Annotated in this window: 18 protein-coding genes; 10 read left to right on the forward strand and 8 right to left on the reverse strand. The window is 70.7% G+C overall.

Features of this window, described 5'->3' with window-relative positions:
• Nucleotides 1–26: 26 nt before the first annotated feature.
• Genes ABZ857_RS37160 through ABZ857_RS37180 form a run of 5 tightly spaced genes read left to right on the forward strand, consistent with a single transcriptional unit; the run spans nt 27 to nt 5,286 of the window.
• Nucleotides 27–1,376 (forward strand): MFS transporter, encoded by a 1,350-nt coding sequence (locus ABZ857_RS37160; protein ID WP_357053195.1) that lies wholly within the window; start codon nt 27–29, stop codon nt 1,374–1,376.
• An 18-nt stretch (nt 1,377–1,394) separates the two neighbouring features.
• Nucleotides 1,395–2,930, forward strand: a complete 1,536-nt coding sequence (locus ABZ857_RS37165) for a long-chain fatty acid--CoA ligase (protein ID WP_357053198.1) — start codon at nt 1,395–1,397, stop codon at nt 2,928–2,930.
• Between the two features lie 3 nt (nt 2,931–2,933).
• Nucleotides 2,934–4,025 carry an aromatic ring-hydroxylating dioxygenase subunit alpha gene (locus ABZ857_RS37170; protein ID WP_357053201.1) on the forward strand — a complete coding sequence of 364 codons (1,092 nt, stop codon included), beginning with the start codon at nt 2,934–2,936 and terminating at the stop codon, nt 4,023–4,025.
• Entirely contained in the window at nt 4,022–4,243 is a 222-nt protein-coding gene (locus ABZ857_RS37175; RefSeq protein ID WP_357053204.1) for a hypothetical protein, read from the forward strand. The genes ABZ857_RS37170 and ABZ857_RS37175 overlap by 4 nt, the downstream gene beginning before the upstream one ends.
• A gap of 35 nt (nt 4,244–4,278) precedes the next feature.
• Nucleotides 4,279–5,286, forward strand: coding sequence for a PDR/VanB family oxidoreductase (locus ABZ857_RS37180; protein WP_357053207.1), 1,008 nt, complete (start codon nt 4,279–4,281; stop codon nt 5,284–5,286).
• Between the two features lie 105 nt (nt 5,287–5,391).
• Here ABZ857_RS37180 and ABZ857_RS37185 read toward each other — a convergent pair whose 3' ends face one another.
• Nucleotides 5,392–6,312 (reverse strand): helix-turn-helix transcriptional regulator, encoded by a 921-nt coding sequence (locus ABZ857_RS37185; protein WP_357053210.1) that lies wholly within the window; start codon nt 6,310–6,312, stop codon nt 5,392–5,394.
• 472 nt (nt 6,313–6,784) lie between these two features.
• Here ABZ857_RS37185 and ABZ857_RS37190 point away from each other — a divergent pair, with 472 nt between their 5' ends.
• Nucleotides 6,785–7,207, forward strand: coding sequence for a hypothetical protein (locus tag ABZ857_RS37190; RefSeq protein ID WP_357053213.1), 423 nt, complete (start codon nt 6,785–6,787; stop codon nt 7,205–7,207).
• Between the two features lie 207 nt (nt 7,208–7,414).
• Here ABZ857_RS37190 and ABZ857_RS37195 read toward each other — a convergent pair whose 3' ends face one another.
• A complete protein-coding gene (locus ABZ857_RS37195) occupies nt 7,415–8,428 on the reverse strand; it encodes an RNA polymerase subunit sigma-70 (RefSeq protein WP_357053216.1) in 1,014 nt (337 codons plus the stop codon).
• Between the two features lie 536 nt (nt 8,429–8,964).
• Between ABZ857_RS37195 and ABZ857_RS37200 the strand changes: the two genes are divergently transcribed.
• Entirely contained in the window at nt 8,965–10,545 is a 1,581-nt protein-coding gene (locus tag ABZ857_RS37200; protein WP_357053219.1) for a glycosyl hydrolase family 18 protein, read from the forward strand.
• 396 nt (nt 10,546–10,941) lie between these two features.
• Entirely contained in the window at nt 10,942–12,732 is a 1,791-nt protein-coding gene (locus ABZ857_RS37205; protein WP_357053222.1) for a glycosyl hydrolase family 18 protein, read from the forward strand.
• Nucleotides 12,733–12,840: 108 nt separating this feature from the next.
• Here the strand turns inward: ABZ857_RS37205 and ABZ857_RS37210 are convergent, their stop codons facing one another.
• Nucleotides 12,841–13,290, reverse strand: coding sequence for a hypothetical protein (locus tag ABZ857_RS37210; protein WP_357053225.1), 450 nt, complete (start codon nt 13,288–13,290; stop codon nt 12,841–12,843).
• A gap of 230 nt (nt 13,291–13,520) precedes the next feature.
• Between ABZ857_RS37210 and ABZ857_RS37215 the strand changes: the two genes are divergently transcribed.
• The gene (locus ABZ857_RS37215; protein ID WP_357053228.1) at nt 13,521–14,165 is read left to right on the forward strand and encodes a helix-turn-helix domain-containing protein; all 645 of its coding nucleotides are present in this window, start codon (nt 13,521–13,523) and stop codon (nt 14,163–14,165) included.
• A gap of 181 nt (nt 14,166–14,346) precedes the next feature.
• On the opposite strand, the gene ABZ857_RS37220 is transcribed toward ABZ857_RS37215, so the two are convergent.
• Together ABZ857_RS37220 and ABZ857_RS37225 are read right to left on the reverse strand one after the other, a co-directional pair.
• The gene (locus tag ABZ857_RS37220; protein WP_357053231.1) at nt 14,347–14,868 is read right to left on the reverse strand and encodes a YbhB/YbcL family Raf kinase inhibitor-like protein; all 522 of its coding nucleotides are present in this window, start codon (nt 14,866–14,868) and stop codon (nt 14,347–14,349) included.
• A gap of 132 nt (nt 14,869–15,000) precedes the next feature.
• The gene (locus ABZ857_RS37225; protein ID WP_357053234.1) at nt 15,001–16,341 is read right to left on the reverse strand and encodes a M1 family metallopeptidase; all 1,341 of its coding nucleotides are present in this window, start codon (nt 16,339–16,341) and stop codon (nt 15,001–15,003) included.
• A 192-nt stretch (nt 16,342–16,533) separates the two neighbouring features.
• Between ABZ857_RS37225 and ABZ857_RS37230 the strand changes: the two genes are divergently transcribed.
• Nucleotides 16,534–17,022, forward strand: coding sequence for a hypothetical protein (locus tag ABZ857_RS37230; protein ID WP_357053237.1), 489 nt, complete (start codon nt 16,534–16,536; stop codon nt 17,020–17,022).
• Between the two features lie 297 nt (nt 17,023–17,319).
• Here the strand turns inward: ABZ857_RS37230 and ABZ857_RS37235 are convergent, their stop codons facing one another.
• From ABZ857_RS37235 to ABZ857_RS37245, 3 genes are all read right to left on the reverse strand, one after another.
• Complete coding sequence (locus ABZ857_RS37235; RefSeq protein ID WP_357053240.1) at nt 17,320–20,964, reverse strand: CARDB domain-containing protein; 3,645 nt, start codon at nt 20,962–20,964, stop codon at nt 17,320–17,322.
• A 308-nt stretch (nt 20,965–21,272) separates the two neighbouring features.
• Nucleotides 21,273–21,944: a FadR/GntR family transcriptional regulator gene (locus ABZ857_RS37240; RefSeq protein ID WP_357053243.1), complete on the reverse strand. Its 672-nt coding sequence runs from the start codon at nt 21,942–21,944 to the stop codon at nt 21,273–21,275.
• Between the two features lie 514 nt (nt 21,945–22,458).
• Nucleotides 22,459–24,057, reverse strand: coding sequence for a lectin (locus ABZ857_RS37245; RefSeq protein ID WP_357053246.1), 1,599 nt, complete (start codon nt 24,055–24,057; stop codon nt 22,459–22,461).
• Nucleotides 24,058–24,694: the final 637 nt, after the last annotated feature.

Genomic DNA, 24,694 nt, shown 5'->3' on the forward strand with positions numbered 1-24,694 from the left:
CTCGCTCCCGGACGAGGAGCTCGGTCATGCCGAACCTGTCAGTCACACCCCCCAGCCCAGTTCAGCTCCGCCGCGCGGTGACCTCCGGCTTCCTGGGCAGCGTCATCGAGTACTACGACTTCCTGCTGTACGCCACGGCCTCGGCCGTGGTCTTCAACAAGGTCTTCTTCTCCTCCCTCGACTCGCTCACGGCGACGGTGGCCAGCTTCGGCACGTTCGCCACGGGCTACCTGGCGAGGCCGCTCGGCGGCGTGATCTTCGGTCACTACGGCGACCGGCTGGGACGCAAGCGCATGCTCGTGCTGACCATGACCCTGATGGGCGTCGCCAGCTTCCTCATCGGCCTGCTCCCCACCTACGCGCAGATCGGCAGCCTCGCGCCGATCGCGCTCGTCGCGCTCCGGATCCTGCAGGGCGTCGCCGTCGGCGGCGAGTGGGGCGGCGCCGTGCTGATGTCGGCCGAGCACGCCACCAGCAGGCGCGGCCTGTGGGCGAGCTTCACCAACGCCGGAGCCCCCTCCGGCATGGTGCTGTCCACGGCGGTGCTCAGCGGCACGGCCGCCGTCATGGACGAAAAGGCGTTCCTGACCTGGGGCTGGCGGGTGCCGTTCCTGATCAGCATCCTGCTGCTGGCGGTCGGCCTGTTCGTCCGGCTGCGGGTCGAGGAGACTCCCGTGTTCGAGGCCGCCAGGCAGCGCGCGTCCCGGCTGCCGCTGCTCGACGTGTTCCGCGACCACCCCAGGGCCCTCCTGCTCGGGGTCGGCGTCGGACTGTCCGCCTTCGTGGCCCAGGGCACCCTCACCACCTATCTCATCGCGTACGGCGTGCGCGCCGGCTTCGCCCGGCAGGCGGTGCTGAACGCGCTCACGCTCTCGTCCGCGCTGGCGGTCCTGGGCATCGTCGGCTGGTCGGCGCTGTCCGACCGGGTCGGGCGCCGCCCGGTGGTGCTGGCGGGCGCGGTGCTCATGGCGGCGTACGGCTTCGCGCTCTTCCCGATGGTGGACTCCGGCAGCACGGCCGTGCTCGCCGTCGCGCTCGTGCTCGGCCAGGCGATCGTCCACCCGCTGATGTACGGCCCGCTCGCGGCGTTGTACACCGAGCTGTTCGCCACCGGGAGCCGCTACACGGGAGCCTCGCTCGGCTACCAGATCGCCGGGCTCGGCGCCGGTCTCGCGCCGCTGCTGTTCGCGCAGCTCGACGCGTCGACCGGCGGCGGGACGACGACGATCTCGGTGATCATCGCCGCCTGCTGCCTGCTGACCGTGGCCTGCGTCCTGGCGCTGCGCGAGACCAGCCGCCGCGACCTGACCTCGCTCGCTCCCGCCGTGCCCGAGTCCGGCCGCGTCGCGGACACGGCGAAACCGTCCTCCGCCTGACGACGAGGGGTGACATCGATGCGCAACGCCGGACTGGGGGGCTGGCCTGCCCGCCGGGCCCAGATGAGCCCGGACCGCACCGCGTTCGTCCACGCGGACCGGCCGGTCAGCTACGCGGAGGTCCACGAGCGGACGACGAGGCTCGCGTCGCGGCTGCGCGAGGCGGGGGTGCGGGCGGGGGACCGGGTCGCCTACCTCGGCCCCAACCACGTGGCCTTCGCCGAGACGATGTTCGCCACCCACGTGATCGGCGGGATCTTCGTCCCGCTGAACTTCCGGCTGGCCGTGCCCGAGATCGCGTACATGCTGGAGCACTCGGGCGCGTCGGTCCTCGTGTACGCGCCGGAGTGCGCGGCGGTGGTGCGGGGCCTGCCGGACCTGCCAGGACCGCGCACGGTCGTGGCGCTCGAGTCCCCGGTGGAGGGGGAGCGACACTACGAGACCTGGCTCTCGCAGGGCGATCCCACGCCGATCGACACCCCGGTGGCGCTCGACGACATCGCCCTCATCCTCTACACGTCCGGCACCACCGGGCGGCCCAAGGGCGCCATGCTCAGCCACGCCAACCTGGTGTGGAACTGCTTCCACGTCCTGATCGGCGTGGACGTGGCGAGCACCGAGGTCACGCTGATCAGCGCGCCGCTGTTCCACGTCGCGGCCCTGAACCAGACCCTGCTGCCGACCTTCCTCAAGGGCGGCACCTCGGTCATCATGCCGTCGTGGGACGTCGACCGGTGCTACGACCTCATCGAGAGGCACCGGGTCACCTGGATGTTCGGGGTCACCGCGATGTTCGCCGCGCTGGTGCGGTCGCCGCGGTGGCCCCGCGCCGACCTGTCCTCGCTGCGCACCCTCATGTCCGGGGGAGCGGCCATCCCGGTCGCGCTGATCCGCGCCTACCAGGAGCGGGGCCTGGTCTTCTGCCAGGGCTACGGGCTGACCGAGACCTCGCCGGGCGCGACCTTCCTGGAGGCGGGCGAGAGCGTGCGCAAGGTGGGCTCGGCCGGGGTTCCGGTGTTCTTCGCCGACGTGCGCGTGGTCCGGCCCGACCTCAGCCCCGTGGCGCCCGGCGAGCCGGGTGAGGTGCTCGTGCGGGGGCCGAACGTCACCCCCGGCTACTGGCGCGATCCGGGGGCGACCGCCGCCGCGCTGACCGAGGGCGGCTGGTTCCGCTCCGGCGACATCGCCACCCTGGACGACGAAGGCCACCTCTACATCGTCGACCGGGTGAAGGACATGTACATCTCCGGCGGGGAGAACGTCTACCCGGCGGAGGTCGAGGGCGCGCTCTTCGAGCACCCGGCCGTGGCGGAGGCCGCCGTGGTCGGGGTGCCCGACGACACGTGGGGCGAGGTCGGCCGCGCCTTCGTCGTGCCGTGCCCCGGCACCGCCGTCACCCCCGGCGAACTGCGGGACTTCCTCCGTCCCCGGCTCGCGAAGTACAAGATCCCGGTCTACGTCGACGTCGTCGACGCGCTGCCGAAGACCGGTTCCGGCAAGATCCGCAAACCCGACCTGCGCAGGCGGCCTCTGCCCGCCTGCCCCGAGGAGTGACCTGTGATCGTCACCGAGTTCGCGCGCAACCAGTGGTACGTCGCCGCCTACGGCCACGAGGTGGGCCGCAGTCAGCTCGGCCGCACCATCCTGAACGAGCCGATCCTGCTCTACCGCACCGAGGACGGGCAGGCCGTGGCGATGGCCGACCGCTGCGTGCACCGCCGGTTCCCCCTGTCCGAGTCGCCCAGCCACCTGGTCGGCGACCGCGTGGTGTGCGGCTACCACGGCTTCACCTACGGCCCGGACGGCGTCTGCGTCGCCGTGCCCGCGCAGCGGCGCGTCCCGCGCACCGCGCGGCTGCGCACCTATCCCGTGGTGGAGCAGGACTCGTTCGTCTGGGTGTGGATCGGCGACCGCGAGCCGGGCGGCACGCTGCCGCCGCGCGCCCCCTGGCTGGTCTCGCCCGAGTACGCGACGGTGTGCGGGATGGAGCCGCTGAACGCGCGGTACGGCCTGCTCGTGGACAACCTCCTCGACCTGTCCCACGAGACGTACCTGCACGGCGGTTACATCGGCACTCCGGAGGTGGCCGAGACCCCGATCACCACGGAGGTCGACGAGGACGCGGGCGTCGTCTACGTCAGCCGTCACATGGACGACGCGGCCTGCCCGCCGTTCTACGCCGAGTCGACCGGCATCAAGGGCCGGATCACCCGCTGGCAGGACATCGAGTATCACCCCCCGTGCCTGTATCTGCTGCACAGCCGGGTCGCCCCGGTCGGGTCGCCCCCGCCCGCCGCCGACGGCACGGACCCGCACGCCTTCCACGTCGAGGTCGTGTACGCGATAACCCCGTCCACGGAGAGCAGCACCTACGACTTCTGGGCGGTGGCGCGCGACTTCGCGCTCGACGACGAGAAGGTCTCCGACTTCCTGCGGGACAGCAACCGCACCGTCGTGCTGCAGGACGTGGCCGCGCTCAACACGCTGGAGCGGGTCCTCGCCGCGGAGCCGGACCGATACCAGGAGCTGTCGGTGAACATCGACACCGGCGGGCTGGCCGCCCGCCGCCTGCTCGCCCGGATGGCCGGCCCCCTGCCGGCCGACTCCGTGCCGGCCGACTCCGCGCCCTCGCAGACCACCGTCCGATGAACGAGGACGACTCCGGTGCGCGGGCAGGCCGCACCGTCTACCGCATCCGCTGGCTGCCGGGGACGGACCGGCTGCACGCCTCCTGCTTCTGCGGGGCGGAGCGGGAGTTCGAGGATCCGGTGGCCCTGTGGGACTGGCTGCTCGGCCACCCCGAGGGCCACCGGCCCCGCCCCGCGGCGGGGCCCGGCTCCCCGGCCCCGGCCGCCGCGCTCGTCTGAGACGGACACCCACCAGGAAGGAAACCTCGGCGACCATGCCCGTCACGGAGCCGGAGCTCGACCTGAAGGTGGCGGGCAAGGTGCCCGCCGCCGAGGGCGTCGTCCTCCTGCGTCTCGTCCGTCCCGACGGCGGCCCGCTGCCCGTCTGGACGCCGGGCGCCCACGTCGACCTGCTGCTCGGCCCGGGACTGGTCAGGCAGTACTCGCTGTGCGGCGACCCACGCGATTCCTCGGTCTTCCAGGTCGCGGTGCTCCGGGAGCCCGGCGGGCGGGGCGGCTCCGCGTACGTGCACGACCGGCTCGCCGAGGGCGACACGATCCGGGTGCGGGGTCCCCGCAACCGCTTCGGCCTCGCCGAGTCGCCCCGCTACCTGTTCGTCGCCGGCGGCATCGGCATCACCCCGATCCTGCCCATGATCGAGGAAGCGGCGCGGCGCGGGGCCGGCTGGCGGCTGGTGTACGGCGGGCGCACCCGGACCTCGATGGCGTTCGCCGACCGGCTCGTGCGAGAGCACCCGGGCCGGGTGGAGCTGTGCCCGCAGGACGAGACGGGCCTGCTCGACCTGGACGCGGTGCTCGGCGTCCCGCGCGCGGACACCCTGGTCTACTGCTGCGGACCCGAGCCGCTGCTGGCCGCGGCGCAGGAGAGGTGCGCCTCCTGGCCCAAGGGGGCGCTGCGGGTCGAACGCTTCGTGCCCGCGGCCAGGAACGGCGCGGGCGCGGCGGGGGGCACGGCGGAGGGCGCGGCGGGGGGCACGGCGGAGGGCGCGGCGGAGGGCGCCTTCGAGGTGGAGCTGGCCCTGACCGGCAGGACGCTGACCGTGCCGGAGGGCCGCTCGATCCTGGAGGTGGTCGAGGAGGCGGGCGTCGCGGTGCTGTCGTCCTGCCGCGAGGGCACCTGCGGCACCTGCGAGACGGCGGTGCTCGACGGCGTCCCCGACCACCGCGACGACCTGCTGACGGAGGAGGAGCGCGAGGCCGGCGACGTCATGTTCATCTGCGTGTCGCGGGCCCGGTCCGCCCGCCTCGTCCTCGAACTGTGACCGCGCTCCTTGCCGCCGCCCGGAAGGCGGGCTTCCCCAAGGCCGGCCGCGGTGACGGAGGCGTGCCCCACCTGGTGCGGCGGCGCGGCCGGCTCCGGCGGGGATTCACCGGCGGCGCTGGTAGTAGTCGAGGGAGATCTTCGCGGCGTAGTTGCCGTCGTCGGTCTCGATCACCCTGATCAGGGCGATCGCCCCGGTCCCGCGTGAGCGCAGGCAGAAGAGCGTCCCCGGGGGAACCCGCCGGAAGCGCACGCCGTACGACGGGGCGGGGGAGGCCTGCGCCGCGCACCGGTCGGGGGTCAGGGACGGTTCCGGGGAGATGTAGACGTCGGTGCCGTCGGGAATCTCGAAGGCGCCGTGACCGTCCCCTCCGCTGTTGGTGCTCATCGACCAGGGGCCGTCCCCCTCGGCGACCACGCCGGTCTGGAGATCGAAGTAGAAGTTGTAGTCCGGCAACGGCAGCCGCCGGTCGAGGTAGACGGGGTCGTAGGCCGACGTCGGCGAGGGGGCGGCGCTCGAAGGGGGAGCGACCCGGTGCTTCGCCTCCGACGACCACGGTGATGCCACGGCGAGGGCGACGGCGGCGGCCAGCGCGGCGACCGCGGCGACCACGAGCAGCCGGCCTCCGGTGACCCGGCCCGTGGCCGCACCCGCTGCGGCGGTTCCTCCGGTGGCCGTGTCGTCCGGGGGCGTGGGCTCGCCGGGTCCGTCGGCCGCGTCCCTCGGCTCGTCCGCTTCGCTGATCAGGTCGGGGTAGGCGCGCTGGAGCGTGACGTGCAGCCTGGTCCAGCGTCGGCGCCACTCCTCGACGTCTCCGCCGCAGGCCGCCACGAAGGCGAGGGTGACGTCCAGGGTCGGCAGGGTGTGCCCGGCTGCGGCGCGGGAAAGCACCGAGGGGGAGTAGTTCGCCTTCCGGGCGAGCTCGCGATAGGTCGGGGTCCCGGGCGCGTTGGTCCGCAGTTCGCGCAGGTCGGCGGCGAACTCCCGGAGCGGCCCGTCCGGAACCGGTGTCTCCCGCCTGCCCATCACCACCTCGATCGCGCAGTCGAATCCCGCCCGCCCCGTGACAGGCGGCGTGACTCGCAGTATCAGATCTTGGATGAGATCGGTCAATCCGCCCGGACCGCCATCGCATGCCATCGCACGCCGTCCCGCGTCATGCCCTCGTCCATGCGGGAAGCGGCCTCGGCCCTCGACTCTGACCGGTAGCCGGACCGGCCGCGACCAGCTGTGCGCGGGCGCCGGGGCGATACCGGGCGATGCGAGCAGTCGGTCTTCCGACCTCATACCGGCGCGACCGGCCTGGACGTCGCCGTGCTCAAGCCCCGAGGTCCTGGCCTCGTGTGGTCGGTTGAGGCCCGATGCCTACTCCCTTCGGTGTAGCACGTACCGAGAATGGTGCACGGTCAAGTGACGAACAACGGATGACGCGCTTCTGCTGCGGCCCGGCCTAGCGTTTCCCGTCGAGTCAAACCAGACGAGAACTGGAGGAATCGCCATGAACAAGAGAGTGATCAGTGCGATCGCCGGGCTGAGCTTGACGGCCGGTGTGCTGGGGTTGGCGGGTGCGCCGGCTGGTGCCCAGGCCGGCGCCGCCGGCGAGACCGTCGCCGCGACAGCCATGAAGAAGCCGCCGAAGGGTGCCAGGGCGGTGGTTCAGGTCAGCCCCAACCCCACCGCCAAGCGAGGCCAGGAGGTGACGATCACCGGCCACTGCGGGGGCGGTAAAGGGCTCAAGGCCGTGCTTTCCGGGTTCGACAGGGAGCACCCGGTGCTGCAGAACGTCCGCATAATCGACGACAATCCGAAGAAGTTCGTGGCGAAGGCGACCCTCGCCCCTGAGATCGGTAACGGCGTCGGTCCTGTTTTCGTCGACTGCGGCGGTGAGGCGGGCGTGACCCTCCTGGTCACCCACGTCTGATCCGAACCTTCCCACCCGGCTCGGTGAACAGGTCCAGAGTTCCCTCGGTCGCCTGAGCCCGCCGGCTCAGGCGACTGGGGCAGGACGTGTTCTCGTGGACGGCCATGGGCCCCGACCGGCACGGCTCGTTCTACGAGCCGTCGCACCACTCGGCCGCGACCACCGCGACACGCGCGCCACCTCGCAGCGCGAGCGTCCGCACCGGGACTACTCCGTGCCGTCCGCCGGCAGGCGCTCCGGCAGCCCGAGCCGCGGGAACCGGTCGTCGTGGAAGGTGACGATCTCGGTGATCGCCCCGCCGGTGATGCGCAGGACGTCGATCGTCAGCGGCAGGTAGGCGCCCTCCCGCTCCCGCCAGAGGTAGAAGGCGACGGCGGGCTGCCGGTTCACGGAGGTTTGGACGGCGCGCAGGTTCTTCATGCCCGCGAAGCCGCCCTCGACCCAGTCGTTCACCACCGCGTCGCGGCCGACGCACAGGCCCGGAGTGGGCGGCATCGAGCAGCGGACGTCGTCCCGCAGCAGTGCGGCGAGTGCGTCGATGTCCGTGGCCACGCTGGCGTCGGTGAAGCGGCGCACCAGCTCGCGCGTCCCGGCATCCTCCTCGCCGCCGGTCCAGTCCTGCCGCTCGGCGGGCAGGTGCTCCCGCATGCCGGCGCGGGCCCGCTGCAGCGCGCTGTTCACGGAGTTGACGGAGTCCCCGAGGAGCTCCGCGACGTCCTTCGCCGGCCAGCCGAGCACGTCCCGCAGGATCAGCACGGCCCGCGGACGCGGCGCGAGGTGCTGGACTGCGACCAGGTACGCCAGCTCGATCGTCTCCCGCGCGACGGCGACTGTCTCCGGCTCGTCCGCGTCGCCCGCGGGCAGCTCGTCGAGCAGCCGGTCCGGGTAGGGCTGCAGCCACAGCACCTCGCCGCCGGTCGCAGGCTCCGGGCGGCACTTGGCGAGCAGGTCCAGGCAGGCGTTGGTGGCGATCCGGTACAGCCAGGCCCGGAACGTCGACCGCCCCTCGAAGGTCTCCCGCCGCCGCCAGGCACGGAGGAACGTCTCCTGCACGGTGTCCTCGGCGTCCTCGAACGACCCGAGCATCCGGTAGCAGTGCACGTGCAGCTCCCGCCGGTGCCGCTCCGCCAGCCCCGAGAACGCCGGCTCGTCGACCTCGCCCAGACCGCTCACGCCCAGACCGCTCACGCCCAGCTCCTCCAGCCGTGTGTCCGCACTCACCAGGTCATCCTTCCGCCTCGTCGTGTCCCGTCGTAGGTGTGACGGGTGTGGGCGCGACAACTCATCACCAGGGTCGGTCGGCGTGGCCGGTCCAGTGACGGATCCGATGGCGGAGCCCGGAGCGCGTACGTGAACTCCTGGCCACGAGCCGGGGCTGAAGGCGGTTCGGTTCGCCGCCGCGAAACCAGTGGCGGGCGCGTGGTTCCTTCCGCTCGGCGGTGTCGCAGGGCGTCTGCGCCGTACAGGCGGCGCGTGTGCCGGGGCGCGTGCGAGGCGGGAGCGCGTGCGGGCTCGCGAACGGCGGCTCGCAGGCGCTCGACCGCTATGCCTTCCGGACATCCGGGCATCCTCGCTGGTGAGCGAGTTATTTGTTAACAAACTTGACAGATGAGAGCGTCGGTCCCGACCATGGGATCACGGATCCGTACTGTCCAGTGGCTCGCTGGTGAACCGACCCACCGGTGACGTCGCCGGCGCGCCATCACCCCCCGCGATCGGCGCCATGGCTCCGATCACTCCTGGTTCAGGAGACCTCCATGCGAAAGCGCACACCCCGCCTGCTGGCATCGGCAGCATCGCTGCTGCTCGCGGCCACGGGCGCCGTCCTCGTGCAGACACCGGCCAACGCGGCCAATCTGCTCGTGAACTCCGACTTCGAGACCGGAACCCTCTCCCCGTGGTCCTGCACCGGCGGCCTGGGATCGGTGGTCAGCTCCCCGGTGCACGCCGGCGGCAAGGCGCTGGCCGGGGCGGCCAGCGGCTCGGACACCGCGCAGTGCACCCAGACCGTGTCCGTGAAGCCGAACACCCCCTACACCCTGACCGCATGGGTCCGCGGAAGCTACGTGTACTTCGGTGTGAACGGCGGATCGTCCACCTGGACCTCGTCGCCGTCCGCCTACACGCAGCTCCGCGTGTCCTTCACCACCGGTGCCAACCAGACGAGCGCGGTGGTCTACCTGCACGGCTGGTACGGCCAGGGCACCTACTATGCCGACGACGTCAGCTTCGACGGCCCCGGCGGACCGTCGCCGTCCCCTTCTCCGTCATCTTCGCCGTCACCCTCTCCGTCACCCTCTCCGTCACCCTCTCCGTCGCCGTCGCCGTCCCCTTCTCCGTCCCCTTCACCCTCCGCCTCTCCCTCGCCGTCGCCCGGAGACACGACGTGCCCGGTGAAGGGGCGGCCGGTCGGCAAGGTCCTCCAGGGATACTGGGAGAACTGGGACGGCTCGTCCAACGGCGTGCACCCGCCGTTCGGCTGGACGCCGATCAACGACGCCCGCATCCGGCAGCACGGCTACAACGTGATCAACGCGGCGTTCCCGGTCATCCGCTCGGACGGCACGGTCCTGTGGGAAGACGGCATGGACAGCACCGTCAAGGTCTCCACGCCGGCTGAGATGTGCCAGGCCAAGGCCGACGGCGCGACGATCCTGATGTCCATCGGCGGAGCCACCGCCGGCATCGATCTCAGCTCCAGCAGCGTCGCCGACCGCTTCGTCGAGACCATCGTGCCGATTCTCAAGAAGTACAACTTCGACGGCATCGACATCGACATCGAGACCGGCCTCAGCGGCAGCGGCAGCATCAACCAGCTGTCCGCCTCCCAGTCCAACCTCATCCGCATCATCGACGGCGTGCTCGCTCAGATGCCGTCCGACTTCGGCCTGACCATGGCCCCCGAGACGGCGTACGTCACCGGAGGCAGCGTCACTTACGGCTCGATCTGGGGCGCCTACCTGCCGATCATCAAGAAGTACGTGGACAACGGCCGCCTGTGGTGGCTGAACATGCAGTACTACAACGGAAGCATGTACGGCTGCTCGGGTGACTCCTACTCCGCCGGGACGGTCCAGGGATTCGTCGCCCAGACCACCTGCCTGGACAAGGGCCTGGTCATCCAGGGCACCACGATCAGGGTCCCGTACGACAAGCAGGTCCCCGGCCTGCCCGCCCAGCCCGGCGCCGGAGGCGGCTACATGTCGCCGTCTCTGGTGAGCCAGAGCTGGAACAGCTTCAACGGCCAGCTCAAGGGGCTGATGACCTGGTCCGTCAACTGGGACGGGTCGAAGGGCTGGACATTCGGCGACAACGCCAGGTCGCTCCAGGGCCGTTAGACCGGGCACTGACCTGGAGCAGGCCGGACCTGCCGAACGAGCGCGAAGGCCGCTCCCTCCTCATCGGGAGCGGCCCTCGCCCGCGTCGAGACGCCGATGTCCCGGCCAGGACACCCCACGCGTACGTTCGAAAGCGCGACCGCGGAGCGACCACGACGACGTGCGTCACATCGCCGGGAGGCCCTCAGTGCTCCCGTGGGCGTCTTCGCAGGTCACAGAGTTAATTGTTAAGAACCTTGACAAATGGGCTCGGCGATCCCGACCATGGGATACGCGGATCCGTGTGCTCGTCCAGCAGTTCGCTGCAGCAGCAAATCCACCGGCGGTCTCGCCGGTGCACCATCACCCCCCACGATCGGCGTCAAGGCGCCGGTCACTCCTGGTGCAGGAGATCTCATGCGACCACGCACACTGCTGCGCGCCGCCGTGGCCCTGATCGCCACCGCCACCGCGACGCTCGGCCTCGCCGCGACCCAGACCGCCACAGCGCAGGCGACGACCACACCCGCGACCCCACCGGCGACCGCCGCGCGGGCCGCGGCCGGCCTGCCCGCGCACGTCTTCGCGCCCTACTTCGAGGCGTGGACCGGCGAGGACCCCGCGACGCTCTCCCAGCAGTCCGGGGCGAAACATCTGTCCATGGCGTTCCTCCAGGCCGCGACGAAGGGCTCGTGCACGGCCTACTGGAACGGCGACACCGGCATGCCGATCGCCTCTTCGACGTTCGGCGCGTCGATCACGAAGATCCGGAACGCCGGCGGCGACGTCATCCCGTCCTTCGGCGGTTACACGGCGGACAACACCGGCACCGAGATCGCCGACAGCTGCAACAACGTGAACTCGATCGCGGCCGTCTTCCAGAGCGTGATCACCACGTACGGGGTCACCCGGATCGACCTCGACATCGAAGACAACTCACTGAACAACAGCGCCGGGATCGACCGCCGCAACAAGGCGATCAAGCTGACCGAGGACTGGGCCGCCGCCAACGGCAGGACCATCCAGTTCTCCTACACGTTGCCGACGACCACGCACGGCCTCGCCGACAGCGGCCTGGCCGTGCTGCGGAACGCCAAGACCAACAACGCCAGGATCGACGTCGTCAACATCATGACGTTCGACTACTACGACGGCGCCAGTCACAACATGGCGACCGACACCCAGACCGCGGCGACCGGGCTCCACGACCAGCTCGCCGCCCTCTATCCGGACAAGACGTCCGACCAGGTCTGGAACATGATCGGCGTCACCGAGATGATCGGCGTCGACGACTACGGCCCGGCCGAGACGTTCCGCACCGCGGACGCCGCGCCCGTGCTGAACTGGGCCACCGGCAAGGGCCTCGCGATGATCTCGTTCTGGGCGCTCCAGCGCGACAACGGCGGTTGCCCCGGCGTCGGCGGTTCGGACAGCTGCTCGGGCATCGAGCAGAGCACCTGGTTCTTCAGCCAGACGTTCGCCCCGTTCTCCGGCGGCGGCCAGCAGCCCCCGGACAACGACTTCTCGGTCTCCGTGTCGCCCTCGTCCGGCTCGGTCGACCCCGGCGGGACGGTGACGGCCACCGTGAGCACCGCGGTGACCAACGGTGACGCGCAGACCGTCGACCTCACCGCCGCCGGGGCGCCCTCCGGGGTGACCGCGACCCTCAGCCCCGCCTCCGTCACGGCCGGTGGTAGCTCGACGCTGACCCTGGCGACCACCTCGGCGGTCCAGCCGGGCACGTACCCGATCACCGTCACCGGCACCTCACCGTCCGGAAGCCACACCACGACCTTCAACCTGAAGATCAACGGGTCGACCGGCGGCGGCGCGGTCGGCAACCCTGGCTTCGAGTCCGGCGGCCTCAGCCCGTGGGTCTGCCAGTCCGGCAGCACGGTCGTCGGCACCCCGGCGCACTCCGGCTCGCACGCCCTGCGGGTCACCCCGACGCAGAGCCAGACCGGACAGTGCACCCAGTCGCTGACGCTCGAGCCCAACCACCAGTACACGCTGAAGGCCTGGGTGCAGGGCAACTTCGCCTTCCTCGGCGTGTCCGGCGGCGCGACCGGGTCCACCTGGACCTCGTCGGGTGGCTGGAAGGAGCTGTCCCTGTCCTTCACCACCGGCTCGTCCGGCGCCGTGACCGTCTACGTCAACGGCTGGTACGGCCAGGGCGACGTCTACGCCGACGACTTCTCCATCGCCTGATCGGTAGGCGTCGATCTCGCGGCGGCCGCCGTACTCCGTTCGACCGGGGTGCGGCGGCTTCCGCGGCGGCGTCCCCGTGTGCCAGAGCACCGGCCGCCGGTCCTTCGGTCATCCCGCCCTTCTCCACAGCGCGACCGCGGCGAGACCGGGAACACACGGAAGCACCAGCAGCCAGCCCAGCAGCGGCGCCAGACCGACATCACCCGAGGTGTCCTGGACGGTCAGTGCGGCGATCGCGATGCAGAGCGCGATCGCGAGCAGCCCGATCGCCAGCGGGGACGTCCAGCGCTTGCCGGCGCGGGCCGCCCAGATCGTGCCGACCCAGCCGAGGAGTCCCAGTGCCCCGACCGCGGACAGGATGACCAGATACGCGGTGACAGCGGTGTCGATCGCGCCGGGCTCGTAGGCCGGATAGCCCGCCTTGATGTGGTCCGCCAAGACGGTCGTGGTGGCCCGGTCGACGAACGGAAAGAGGGCGGCGATCGCGGTGAGTCCCGCCCCGATGCACATCAGCGCCACCGCGGTCCGGTTATGCGATCTCTGCTTCGGTGTCGTCACGGCATGAGTCCTTCCGGGGGAGTTCGGGCCGGTGGCGGGCGGGAGGCGGCAGCGCGTCATCGGGCCCCGGGGCGTCCGCGCACGGCCGCCGTCGAGATCGCCCGCTTGGCCGCAAGCAAATGAGACAGTCACTGTCTCTGGCAGCTGACTCTAGGGAGCTGTTTTCAGACAGTCAATGTCTCAACGACAGTCACACTCTTGAGAAAGCGGCTTTCTGGTACGGTGAGCGCATGAGCGGGCTTCGTGAGCGCTGGCGGCTCAGGGCCATGCGCGCCATCCAGGAACGCGCCCTCGACCTGTTCGACGAGAGAGGGTTCGGTGCCGTCACGATCGAGGAGATCGCGGCGGCGGCCGAGGTCTCGCCGTCGTCCGTGTACCGCATCTTCGGCACGAAGGAAGGGATCGTGGTCGCCGACGTCGAGTTCGACACCATGAGCCCGGAGGCGCTCGAAAGCATCCTGGACCCCGCCGATCCCGTCGGAAGCCTGCTCCGAGCCGTCAGCGCCTACGAATCCCTGCCAAAAGACACAGACGGTTCCCACGACGCGGGCGAAGGCCCTCCGGCCGGCAGGAGCCCGTGGCGCAGGGTCCGTTACTTCTTCGCCGAACCGTCGGTGCGCATGGCCGTCTGCGCCACGCTCGACCGGGCCGGCCGGCGGATCGCACCGCTGTTCGCGGCGACCGGAGAGGTGAGCGAAACCCAGGCTCGCGTGATCGCGAACGCCCTCGCCTTCGGCTACTTCGCCGCGCTCGAGCAGTGGTACCTCGACGGCGGCAACCGCCCAATCGCCGACTACGTCGAGGAGGGCATGCGACCACTACGCGGCATCTGGAGCGCACCACCTCCGTCCTCCCAGCGCGATCATTCCGCGTGACAGTTGCGCGCGGCACCGCTCGAGTGGCCGAGGACGATTTACCGGCCGGGCGGGTGAGGAGGACTCGTAGGCCGCCTGCACGCGGTCACGCAGGCCGAGTTCGGTGAGGATGCGCGCCCCACCGTACGTGCGGACCGGGCGCTCGGCGGGTGAGGTAGGCGCCCCCGGAAGCGGGGGTCTGTCAGCCTCCCCAGGTGCCGACGGTCTCGCCCGAGGCGATCGCCGCATCCTTGATCCGCTGGTGCACCGCTGTCGCGTCGCCGCCCGGCGTGATCGGGCCGCGCAGCGCGTACACGATGAAGTGGTAGTGATGCACCCCGCTCGGCGGGCAGGGGCCGGCATAGGCGGCCCTGCCGTTGCTTCCCGGCAGGACCTTCCCCGGGGCCCGGCCCTCGGGCACGCTCGTCTCGGAGGCGGGGATGCCGGTCACGATCCAGTGGATGTACGTCCCGCCGGGAGCGTCCGGGTCGTCCGCCACGATCGCCAGCTCGCGCGCAGACTCGGGAACGCCGCTCCAGGACAGCGGGGGCGAGACGTCCTGGCCTCCCTGCCGGGCGCACACGTATTTCCTGGGAATCGCGCCGCCCTCGGCGAAGGCCGGGGTGCGCACCTTCACAGCGTCCGCGGGCGGGGCGCCCTCGGCCGAGCACGCCGGGAGGACGACCGCCAGGAGGACACCGCCGACCAGCTTGCCGATCTTCATTCGGCCAGGATAGGCGGCCGGAGCACGTCAGCCCGTCATTGCGTCCGGCGTGTGTGACATCGGGCCACCGGGATCGAAGCGATGCGAGCCGTCCCGCTCCCAGCCAGGCCGGGAGCGGGACGCTCGGTGAACTCAGCCGTCGATGCGGTGGGTGGTCCAGAACGACGACAGGTCGACGGAGGTGGCGGCCTGGGCTGCGGCCTTGAAGTCCGCGGTGGTCGAGATCCCGAACCAGTGGGCGGCGGCGTAGTCCTTCAGCAGGTTCTGCATCGCCGTCGTGCCGATCGTGCGCCGCAGGTCGTGCAGCGCGCACTTGCCGTAGGTGTAGACGACGGTGCCGTACCGGCTCGAATGGGCGTCCCAGTAGGCCATCGAGTTGCTGATCTTCTCGGCCGACGACTGCCAGGAGACGCTGTTCCAGCAGTTGGTGCCCGAGACGCCGTTGTAGAGGTCGGTGGCGTAGTCGGTGAAGGACTCGTCCAGCCACGGGCTGGCGTACTCGTCGTCGCCGACGATCCCGTACCACCACTGGTGGGCCAGTTCGTGGGCGAGCGCGGTGGAGCTGACCACGTCGAGCACGAAGCCCGGATACTCCATGCCGCCGAACCAGAAGTTGTTGTCCAGCACCACGTCCACCTCGCCGTACGGATAGGCGCCGAACCGTCCCGCATGGGCGACGAGCGCGTTCTTCGCGGTGGTCATCATCGAGCCGGCGCTGCCGGAGCTGATCGAGCTCACCCGGTAGACGTTCACGACGACGCCCGTCGTGGTGGTGCTCGTGGTCTTGACGAACGGCCCGGCCGCCCACGCGAACTCGCGGACGTTCTTCGCCGTCGCCTTGGTGATCGTACGGCCGGACGTTCCCGGCGTGTCGACGGAGGTGCCGGTCGCGGGCACCAGCAGCGACGCCGGGTGGTCGAGCGTCACCGAGTAGTCGCTGGTCAGCGCGTAGAAGGACTCGCCGTTGTTGCTGTACGGATCGAGGTGCCAGCCGCTCGCGTCGCGGACCGCCAGGACCGGCAGGGCGTTGCCGACGAAGTTGTAGGAGCCGTCGCGCCCGAACCGGTCGGCGCCGCTGGGCACGACGATGCCGAGGTCGAACCCGATCGAGGCGCTCTGGTTCTGGGCGAGCGGGGCAGGAAGAGTGATCTTCATCGCCGTGCAGGAGACCGACAGAGGGGACGGAGTGCCTCCGGTCACGTTGGTCACGGTGATCGGCGTGGACGGGCACGTCCCGTGATAGTTGTCCCAGAGCCGGAGGTAGACCTCGGTCAGGGGGTCCGCCGAGGGGTTGGCGAAGGTGACGCTCTCGTGTCCCGTCCACGTGCTGCCCGAGGCGTTGCTGGTCAGGGTGACGGTGTAGGAGGGCGATCCCGGCGTCCTGGTCCCGTCCACCGCGTGGGCGGCCGGCGGAACGCCCCAGACAAGGACAAGCACGGCTGCCGCCGTGGTGATCAGGAATCGTCGCACCATCAGGTGGGTCTCCTTTCGAGCGCCCGGACCCCCGATCTGCCGACGTAATCTAACTTTTTGTCAAATGGCGGTCAATAATTGCTTTTTAGTCGTTTTGATGCATGAGGCGACAAGATTTCCCCGGAGTGCGCGGCACTCGCTTGTTCGCGGAATGCGATTGTGTCGTCACGGATCGTCATCGATACTCGTCGGATGACGCGTACCGCGTGTGGCAGGACAACCGCGGCGATCGCCGCCGCGACCGTGCTCCTGGCGTGTCCCGCTTCCTCCGGGGCGGCCTCCGCCGGTCCCGCCGGTGACCGGCCGATCGACTGCCGTGGCTGGTCGTGGCCCAACCCTCGCGACGTGAGGAACGCCAGGCCCGTGTACTCGCTGAGGAGCGGGAAGTGGGGCGACGAGGTGGACGTCACGCTCTGGCGCGGCGACGCGGGCCCGCGCGGGGAGTGGCACTACTGGGCGGCACTCACCGGCCGCACCCGCGCGGATGACGCGGTCTGGCTCGACGTCTGGCCGCCGGGTGGCGGCCCGTGGCATCGGTGCGGCCCCTTCCCGGTGGGCCGCGATGGCCAGGCGGCCTCCTCTCCGATGGCCGTCTGGCGTGACTTCACCCTCGTCAGGGCCTGCGGCCGGCACGACGGCCTCAGCGTGTGCGGACGCGACAAGGGCGCGATGGTGGACTGACTCCCGGCGGTGCCGGCCGGGGAGGGCCGGCACCGGGATCAGCGGGTCAGGTCGTCGCGCAGGGCGAGCCGTTGAGCGTGAGCTGCTTCCCGCTTCCTCGCGCTGCGCCGGGGCCGGCCCCGGTCTTACCCCGTGCTCCACAGGCGTTTGGCGACTGGGCCGCCTGTATGTGCGAACTGGGGGCGTACGGCCGCCGACCGGAGCCGGCCCGCGGAACGGGCCTCCGGGCGGCGCGCCCGGCACAGGAAGGCGGCCCGGAGTGACCTCCGGGCCGCCTCGCCTCGCGCTCGCCGTGCGCTAACCGCCGTTGATCACGAAGCTCGTGCCCTGCTCCCGGACGATGTCGCCCTTGGCCGAGCCGGTGATCGTGACGCCGGTCAGTGTCGCGCTGCCGCGGGCGCCGTTCTGCGCCAGGATCCCGGCGCCGTTGTTCGATTTGTCGATCTTCACGTTGGTGATCGCCACGCCCGGTGTCGCGCCCCCGCCCGACTTGAACTGGATGCCGTCGTAGGTGGATTCGTGGATCTCGGTGTCCCTGATCGTGACGCCGGGGATGTCCCTGGTCGCCGCGAACAGCGTGATCGCGCCGAACTTCTGGTTCTCGCCCCAGAAGGCGCCGCCGGTCCGGTAGAGGGCGTTGCCGGCCACCAGCGTCTGCCCGGAGAAGGGCAGCGGGTCGTGATCGGTCGCCAGCATGATGCCCGGGTAGTTCATGGTGTCGTAGACGAGGTTGTTCTCGATCCTGTTGCCGTAGCCGCCGTAGATCGCGATGCCGTTCGCGCGCCAGGGCAGCTGGATGGTGTTGTTGACGAAGCTGTTGTCGTGGGCGATGTCGACCGAGGGGTCCTTGACGTACCGGTTGGCCCAGACCGCCAGCGAGTCGTCTCCCGTCGTACGGAACGAGGAGTTGAACACCCGCGAGTTCCGTGTGCCGTTCGTGAAGTTGATGCCGTCGGCGTAGGTGTCGCGGATGCGCATGCCGCTGAACTGCAGGCCGTCCGCCGGGCCCCACAGGGCGGGGATGTTGTCGTAGTCGCGGCCGACCCAGACTCCGACGTTGGCGTGCTCGATCCACACGTTGGTGATCTTCGTGTTCCTGCCGAACCGGCCGTTCAGCCCGACGCCGCCCTCCGCGCCGCCCGGCCCGCCGCGGATGCGGCCGGAGCCGAAGATGGCGATGTCGGAGATCTGGACGTTGTCGTCGATGTCGAAGCCGAAATTGCCCTCGTGCGGGTGGTTGATGCCGCCCGCCAGGTGGGGCTCGGTCAGGGTGTACAGCTGCGAGTGCCACATGCCCGCGCCGCGGATGGTGACGTCCCTGATGCCCACCTGGTTGTACTGGCCGCGGTTCAGCGGGTCGTCGGTGAGGATCTTCTGCTCCTGCCGCCACTGGCCCGGCGGGATCCAGACGCAGTCGATCACGCCGTTCTGGTCGTCGGTCACCGCCCGCTGGATGGCGGCCGTGTCGTCGACCCCGTCGTTGGGCACGGCGCCGTACGCGGTGATCGAGGTGCAGCCGGCCGGCCGGCTCGCCGGCGGCGCCACCTGCTCCAGGTCGACGAAGTCGATGACGTAGAAGGCGGCCGTGTCGCTCGCGTCGCGCTGCAACCGGAACTTCGTGCCCGCCGGGTAGGACTCCGGCAGCAGGGCGTGCGCCTCGTCGAACAGCCGCCGCGCGTCGGCCTGCGGCGTGTTCGTCAGCCCCTCGGGGTCGTCGGTGTTCCCGTACAGCCAACTGTGCCGGGACGAGAGCGTCAGTTTCTGGACGAAGGCGTCGTTGACGTACAGGCTGATCGTGGCGTCGATGCCGCCGCCGTTCGGCGCGTCGGGGATGGAGTTGCGCACCACGATCGAGTTGGCCTGGTTCGTCGAGGTGAACTCGACGAACTGGCCGGTGCCGTTCAGCCGCACCGACTTCCTGCCCGACGACTCGGTGGCGAAGTTGGTGTGCCCGAACGTCCGCAGCGGGTCGGACTCCAGCAGGGTGCCCTGATAGCGGGCGGCCTCGGCCTCGTACTCGACCCACGGCACGGCCGCGCCGCGCCCGACCACGATGGCCTGCGAGAACGTGTTGTTGTTCTCGTTGGTCTCGGCGACGACGCCGGTCGCGTCGGCGGTGGCGGTGATCGTCGCGCCGCCGTCGGCGGCGGTCCAGCTTCCGCTGACGGCGACGGAGACCGTCGCCCCGGCGGCGATGGAGGGAGTCGAGCCGTTGAGCGTCGTGCCGCCCACCACCACGCGGGTGACCGTGGTCGCCCCGGTCGCGGTGGTCCCGCGGTTCTTCACCGACACGGTGAACGTCACCGGCGTGCCGGCCGCGGGGTTCTGCGGGTTGGGGGTGACGCCGAGGACCTGAAGGTCGGGACCGGGAGCCTGCGCGACGACCAGCGACGACGAGGCCTCTAGCAGATTGTTGTTCTCGTTCTGCTCGAAGACCGTGTTGTCGGCGTCCACCCGGGCGCTGACCGTGTACGTCCCCTCGGCGCGCGTGCCGATGGCGTGGGTCACGGTCGCGGTGCCGCCCGGCGGCAGGGCCGGGACGTCCGGGGCGCCGGCCAGCGCGCCGCCGACGTAGAGGTTCACGCTGTCGGCGGCCGAGGCGGCGGTGCCCACATTCTTGACCGTGGCCGACAGCGTGATCGTGTCCGTCTCGGTGGGCGAGGCCGGGGACCACGACAGGTTCGTGACGGTGAGGTCGGGGTTCGGCGCCGGGACGCCGATCACCTGGAACTCGGCGACCTGGCCGCCCGGCGCGCCGGTGTTGCTCGCGAATCTCAGCTGGACGTCGGCGACGGTCACGGACAGATCGATCCTCACCGAGTTGCCGGAGGCCGGGTTGAAGGTGTAGTCGGCCGCCGGCTTGAGGCTCTGGTAGGCCGTCGCGCTCTGCTCACGGCCCAGGACCTGGATGTTCTGCGTGCGGGTAGCCCAGACCGGGTCGGGATTGAGCTTCAGCACGACCGCGCTGACCGTGGCGTTGGCGCCGAGCTTGACGGTCAGCGTGTTGGGGAACGCGCCCGGGTCGGCCTCCCAGTAGGTGGCCGGGTTGTTGTCGTTGGCGTTGGCCGCGACGAACGTGTACACGTGGCCCGACTCGACCATCTCCTTGCCGATGGCCAGGTTCGAGCCGGGGTCGCCCGTGCCGTTGCGGGTCACCGCGTTGCTGTCGGCCGACTGGTTGCCCGCCGCGTCCCTGGCCCGGACGACGTACGTCACGGTCGTCGACGCCGGCTGGGTGTCGGTGTAGGTGAGCACATTGCCCGCGACGCCGGCCCGGAGCAGGCCGTTGGCGTAGACGTCGTAGCCGGTCACGCCCACGTCGTCACTGGAGGCGTTCCAGGTGAGCGTGATCTGGCCGGGGGCCGGCTGGGTGTAGGCGAGGCCGGTGGGGGCGCTCGGCGCCTGGGTGTCGGCCTCGGTGCCGCTCGACGCGTAGATCTCGAACTCGGAGATCTGCGCGGCCGGCCAGCCGGTGTTGGCGGTGACGTTCACCCGCCAGAACCGGTATGTCGCGGCGGTGAAGTCGATGGTGACCTTGTTGCCGGTCGCCGGGTTGAAGGTATAACCGGCCGAGGCCACGACCGTGCTGAAGGCGGAGCCGTCCGCGCTGCCCTGCACCGACAGCGTCTGGGTGCGGGTCTGCCAGACGCTCGGCGAGGGCACCTTCAGGACGATCCGGTCAACGCTCCTGGCGGTGCCGAGGTCGACCTGCGCCCACTGCGGGAAGCTGTTGTTGGCGCTCTCCCAGTAGGTGTCCTGGTTGCCGTCGTTGATGGCCGACACGGGATACCCCGCCGTGGAACTGCCGGCCTGGGTCGCCTTGCCCGGCGACAGGTTGGGCCCTCCCGCGGCGGTGGCCGGGACGACCCACGCCAGGAGGATGAGCATGCCGGCGACGACCAAGGTCGCGAGCAGCCGTAACGGTCCGTGCGATGTCCTCATTCGCGCTCTTCCATCTCTCGTACGGGGACGGCAGGCCGGTGCGGGAGGACGTGCGCCTCCACGGCGACCGGATGGGCGGCGAATGCACGGACGCGATGCACTCAACGGGTTGCGGAGAACGGCAAGAAATTTGTTCGGCTTTGCACAGTTATTGCAGAGCTTTGGCCAGATGTTACATACACGCTGATGCGCCGTCAACGCTCGGAAAAGGGAGAAGGCGGAGCCGGGGCGGAATGCGGCACCCGATGCCGGACCGCCCGGCCGTCCCGGCAGCGCCGGCCGAGGCGTGACCCCCGGTCTGCGCCGTTTCAGAGCGTGCGGCGGAGCCACTCCTCGACGCCCGCCACGTGGACCGTGGCCCACGCCCTCGCCACCTCCGGCCTCCGGGCGGCGATCGCGTCGCAGATCATGACGTGCTGCTCCCGGGTGTCGTCGAGCGCCCCCTCCTGGGTGAGGCCGCGCCACACCCGGGCCCGCGTCGTCGGCCCGGAGAGGCTGTCGATCAGCGAGCACAGCACCGGGTTGCCCGACCCCGCCGCGATGTGCTGGTGGAACCGCAGGTCGTTGGCGACCAGCTCCTCCACGCTCGGCTCGGCGGGCAGCGCGTCGAGGATGGCGCGGAGCTCCTTGACGTCCTCGTCCGGCATGTTGATCGCGGCCATCGCGGTGGCGGCGGGCTCCAGGACGCGCCGCACCTCCAGGAACTGCAGCACGGTGTCGTCGCGGTGGAAGTCCACGACGAACGACATCGCCTCCAGGAGCAGGTGGGGCTGGAGGCTGGTGACGTAGGTGCCGTCGCCCTGCCGTACGTCGAGTACGTTGATCAGGGCGAGGGCGCGGACGGCCTCCCGGAGGGAGTTGCGGGACAGGCCGAGCCGTTCGGCCAGATCGGCCTCCTTCGGCAGCCGGTCACCCGGAGCGAGCTCGCCCGACGTGATCATCTGCTTGATCTTGTCGATCGCCGCGTCCGTGACCGCCACGGAGCCACCTCCACTGTTTCCCCGCGAACGAGGCCGCATACATCGGATGTCTAGCAGTGTAGGGGAGTGGAGATCACGAGAGGCGCGCCGCATCCGGGGCGGCGGTGCGCCGGAAGCCCCCGTACGCGACGAGCCGGTCCGCACGGTTTCCGCGATCGTCCGGCTCTCGGCATGAAGGCTCCCTTCAGGAGTGGGTGCCGGGGACGACCCGGGCTCAGGGGAGACCGGGCCGCCCCCGGACGGACGGGGTCGCCGCCAGGAAGACGACCCCGTCGCCGGACCGTGGGCAGGCACCGGAGGCCGCGGGGACCTCCGGCGCCTGTGGTCACAGTCCGATGCTCCGGCTGGCGAGGCGCTTGGCCGTGGTGGCCGTGATGGCCATGGTGGCCGTGGTGGCGGGGGTGGCGGGGGTGCCGGTCACCGGCCAGTAGGGCAGGGAGGTGGCCGGGCCAGGATGGCGGACGGTGATGTTCCCGTTCGCACCCGCCGCGTCCCCGGCGCCGGTGCGGATGGGTCAGGCGCGGGTCCAGCGCTGGTTGGCCTGGCCGTTGCAGGTCCAGATGATGACCTTGGTGCCGTTGGCGGTGCCCGCGTTGTAGGCGTCCAGGCACTTGTTCGCGCCGACGGCGGTGATGGTGCCGTCGGCGTTGAGCCGCCACTGCTGGTTGCTCTGCCCGTTGCAGTCCCAGATGATCACGTTCGTGCCGTCGGCGGTGCCGCGGTTGTAGACGTCCAGGCACTTGTTGCCGTAGACCCGCAGCTCACCCGAGGCGGTCGGCGTCCACTGCTGGTTGGCCTGGCCGTTGCAGTCCCAGATCTGCGCCTGGGCGCCGTTGGCCTGGGAGGCGCCGGCGACGTCCAGGCACCGGCCCGACCCCACACCCTTGATCGCGTTCGTTCCGGTGGGAGTGGGGGTGGGAGACGGCGTGACCAGGCCCCCTCCGCTCACGACGTACATCGCGGCCCCGTGCGCGGGCACCGACGCGCTGATCGTCCCGGACGAGGAGCCGGTCGTGTGCGCCCACAGGTCGCGTACGGAGTAGGAGGCCGCGGCGCCGAGGCCGAGGGCGGAGGCGGTGGTGGACACCGTCGCCGTGCCGCTGCCCCGGTTGAGCAGCACGACCGCGACCGAGCCGTTGGACATGGGCTTGCGCCACACCTCCAGGTTGCCGTTGTCGCTGATCTTGTGGCCCTGCCGGCCGCCCCAGTCCTGGTCGACGGCGATGACCTCGGTGTTGGTGAGGATCGTGCGGGTCTCGGCGCTCATAGAGCGGATGTCGTTGCCCGCGATGAGCGGCGCGTTCAGCAGCGCCCAGAGGCTGAAGTGCGCCCGGGCCTCGGTCGCCGTCAGCGAGCCGTTGCCGACCTCCAGCATGTCGGGGTCGTTCCAGCCGCCCGGCCCCGAGTAGGCCTCCAGCCCGACCTGCTGGTCCAGGATGCCCATGACCGAGTTCCAGTTCGCCTGGATGTCGCCGGTCGTACGCCAGGAGTTGCCGGTCGGCATGCCCCAGGTCCAGACGCTCTCCTGGCCCCAGTTGCACAGGCTGAACAGGATCGGACGCCCGGTGGCGGCGAGCGCGTCGCGCATCGCCGTGTACCGCTGCTGCCCGCTCTTGCCCTGGTGGTCGCCGCAGTTGTCGTACTTCAGGTAGTCGATCCCCCAGGAGGCCCACAGGGCGGCGTCCCGCCGCTCGTAACCCAGGCTGGCCGGATAGCCCGCGCAGGTCGTGGTGCCCGCCGAGGAGTAGATGCCGAGCTTCAGTCCCTTGGCGTGGACGTAGTCGGCCAGCGCCTTCATGCCACTGGGGAACTTGGCCGGGTCGGGCACCAGGTCGCCGCTGGCGTTGCGGCTCCTGGTCGACCAGCAGTCGTCGATGTTGACGTACGTGTAGCCCGCCGCCGCCATGCCGCTGGAGACCATGACGTCCGCGGTCTGCCGCACGAGGTTCTCGTTGACGTTGCAGCCGAAGCTGTTCCAGTCGTTCCACCCCATCTGGGGCGTACGGGCGAGCCCGTTGTCCAGCGCGGCGGCCGGCGACGTCATGCTGCCCGTCGCGACCAGGGACCCGGCGGCCAGCACCGCCGCCAGCGTCCATCGAACGATCCTGTGCATCTGACTCCTTACCCGTGGGTGGCCGGAGCGCTGTGGCGTGGTCGCCCGGCGTCGTGCGCGTGGTCAGGTGCGGGTCCGGCGCCGCCGTACCGGGCGCACCGCGTCCGATCGCAGCGCCGCCGGCAGGGCGAACGGGCTTCAGATCTGATAGCGATAACATCTCCGGCCGGACCGACCCTCCGCGTCGGATGGTTGGTGGTGTGCGGCGGAGCAAATACGACGCCGCGCATCCCGTCAAGGGGGGCCGCGGCGCGTCGCTCCGCCGGACGCCGCGCCGCCTGCCCTTACCGGGGTACGGTCACGGCACCGGAAGGCGAACCGCGCTGAAAGTTTCATCCGGGCGGGCACGTGCCGGGGGATTTCCGGAAAGTTACCGAACCCCGCTTCTCGTTACCGCAGGAAGACGGCTCTCGCCTGCCCGTGATGATGCGAAACTTTTCGGATCCGGTCTTGACAGGTTTCGTAATGGTTTCCACACTGAGCCCCGGGCGGCCTCCCGCCGGGGCGGTGGTGGGCGGCGGGGACCGCTCCCATCGACGCGCTCCCGAGGCGGGGCGGCGCCGTCGATCCCGCGGGGTGTGCCCGCGTCCCGTTCGACGTCATCCGATGCCGGATGACGAGCACATTTGTTAACGCT

Source organism: Microbispora sp. NPDC046933 (assembly GCF_040644635.1).
GTDB lineage: Bacteria > Actinomycetota > Actinomycetes > Streptosporangiales > Streptosporangiaceae > Microbispora.

Excerpts from the sequence above, each read along its gene's own strand:
- ABZ857_RS37160 (WP_357053195.1), top strand. The coding sequence starts at position 27 with ATGCCGAACCTGTCAGTCACACCCCCCAGCCCAGTTCAGCTCCGCCGC.
- ABZ857_RS37165 (WP_357053198.1), top strand. The coding sequence starts at position 1,395 with ATGCGCAACGCCGGACTGGGGGGCTGGCCTGCCCGCCGGGCCCAGATG.
- ABZ857_RS37175 (WP_357053204.1), top strand. The coding sequence starts at position 4,022 with ATGAACGAGGACGACTCCGGTGCGCGGGCAGGCCGCACCGTCTACCGC.
- ABZ857_RS37180 (WP_357053207.1), top strand. The coding sequence starts at position 4,279 with ATGCCCGTCACGGAGCCGGAGCTCGACCTGAAGGTGGCGGGCAAGGTG.
- ABZ857_RS37185 (WP_357053210.1), bottom strand. The coding sequence starts at position 6,312 with ATGGGCAGGCGGGAGACACCGGTTCCGGACGGGCCGCTCCGGGAGTTC.
- ABZ857_RS37190 (WP_357053213.1), top strand. The coding sequence starts at position 6,785 with ATGAACAAGAGAGTGATCAGTGCGATCGCCGGGCTGAGCTTGACGGCC.
- ABZ857_RS37200 (WP_357053219.1), top strand. The coding sequence starts at position 8,965 with ATGCGAAAGCGCACACCCCGCCTGCTGGCATCGGCAGCATCGCTGCTG.
- ABZ857_RS37205 (WP_357053222.1), top strand. The coding sequence starts at position 10,942 with ATGCGACCACGCACACTGCTGCGCGCCGCCGTGGCCCTGATCGCCACC.
- ABZ857_RS37215 (WP_357053228.1), top strand. The coding sequence starts at position 13,521 with ATGAGCGGGCTTCGTGAGCGCTGGCGGCTCAGGGCCATGCGCGCCATC.
- ABZ857_RS37220 (WP_357053231.1), bottom strand. The coding sequence starts at position 14,868 with ATGAAGATCGGCAAGCTGGTCGGCGGTGTCCTCCTGGCGGTCGTCCTC.
- ABZ857_RS37225 (WP_357053234.1), bottom strand. The coding sequence starts at position 16,341 with ATGGTGCGACGATTCCTGATCACCACGGCGGCAGCCGTGCTTGTCCTT.
- ABZ857_RS37230 (WP_357053237.1), top strand. The coding sequence starts at position 16,534 with ATGACGCGTACCGCGTGTGGCAGGACAACCGCGGCGATCGCCGCCGCG.
- ABZ857_RS37235 (WP_357053240.1), bottom strand. The coding sequence starts at position 20,964 with ATGAGGACATCGCACGGACCGTTACGGCTGCTCGCGACCTTGGTCGTC.
- ABZ857_RS37245 (WP_357053246.1), bottom strand. The coding sequence starts at position 24,057 with ATGCACAGGATCGTTCGATGGACGCTGGCGGCGGTGCTGGCCGCCGGG.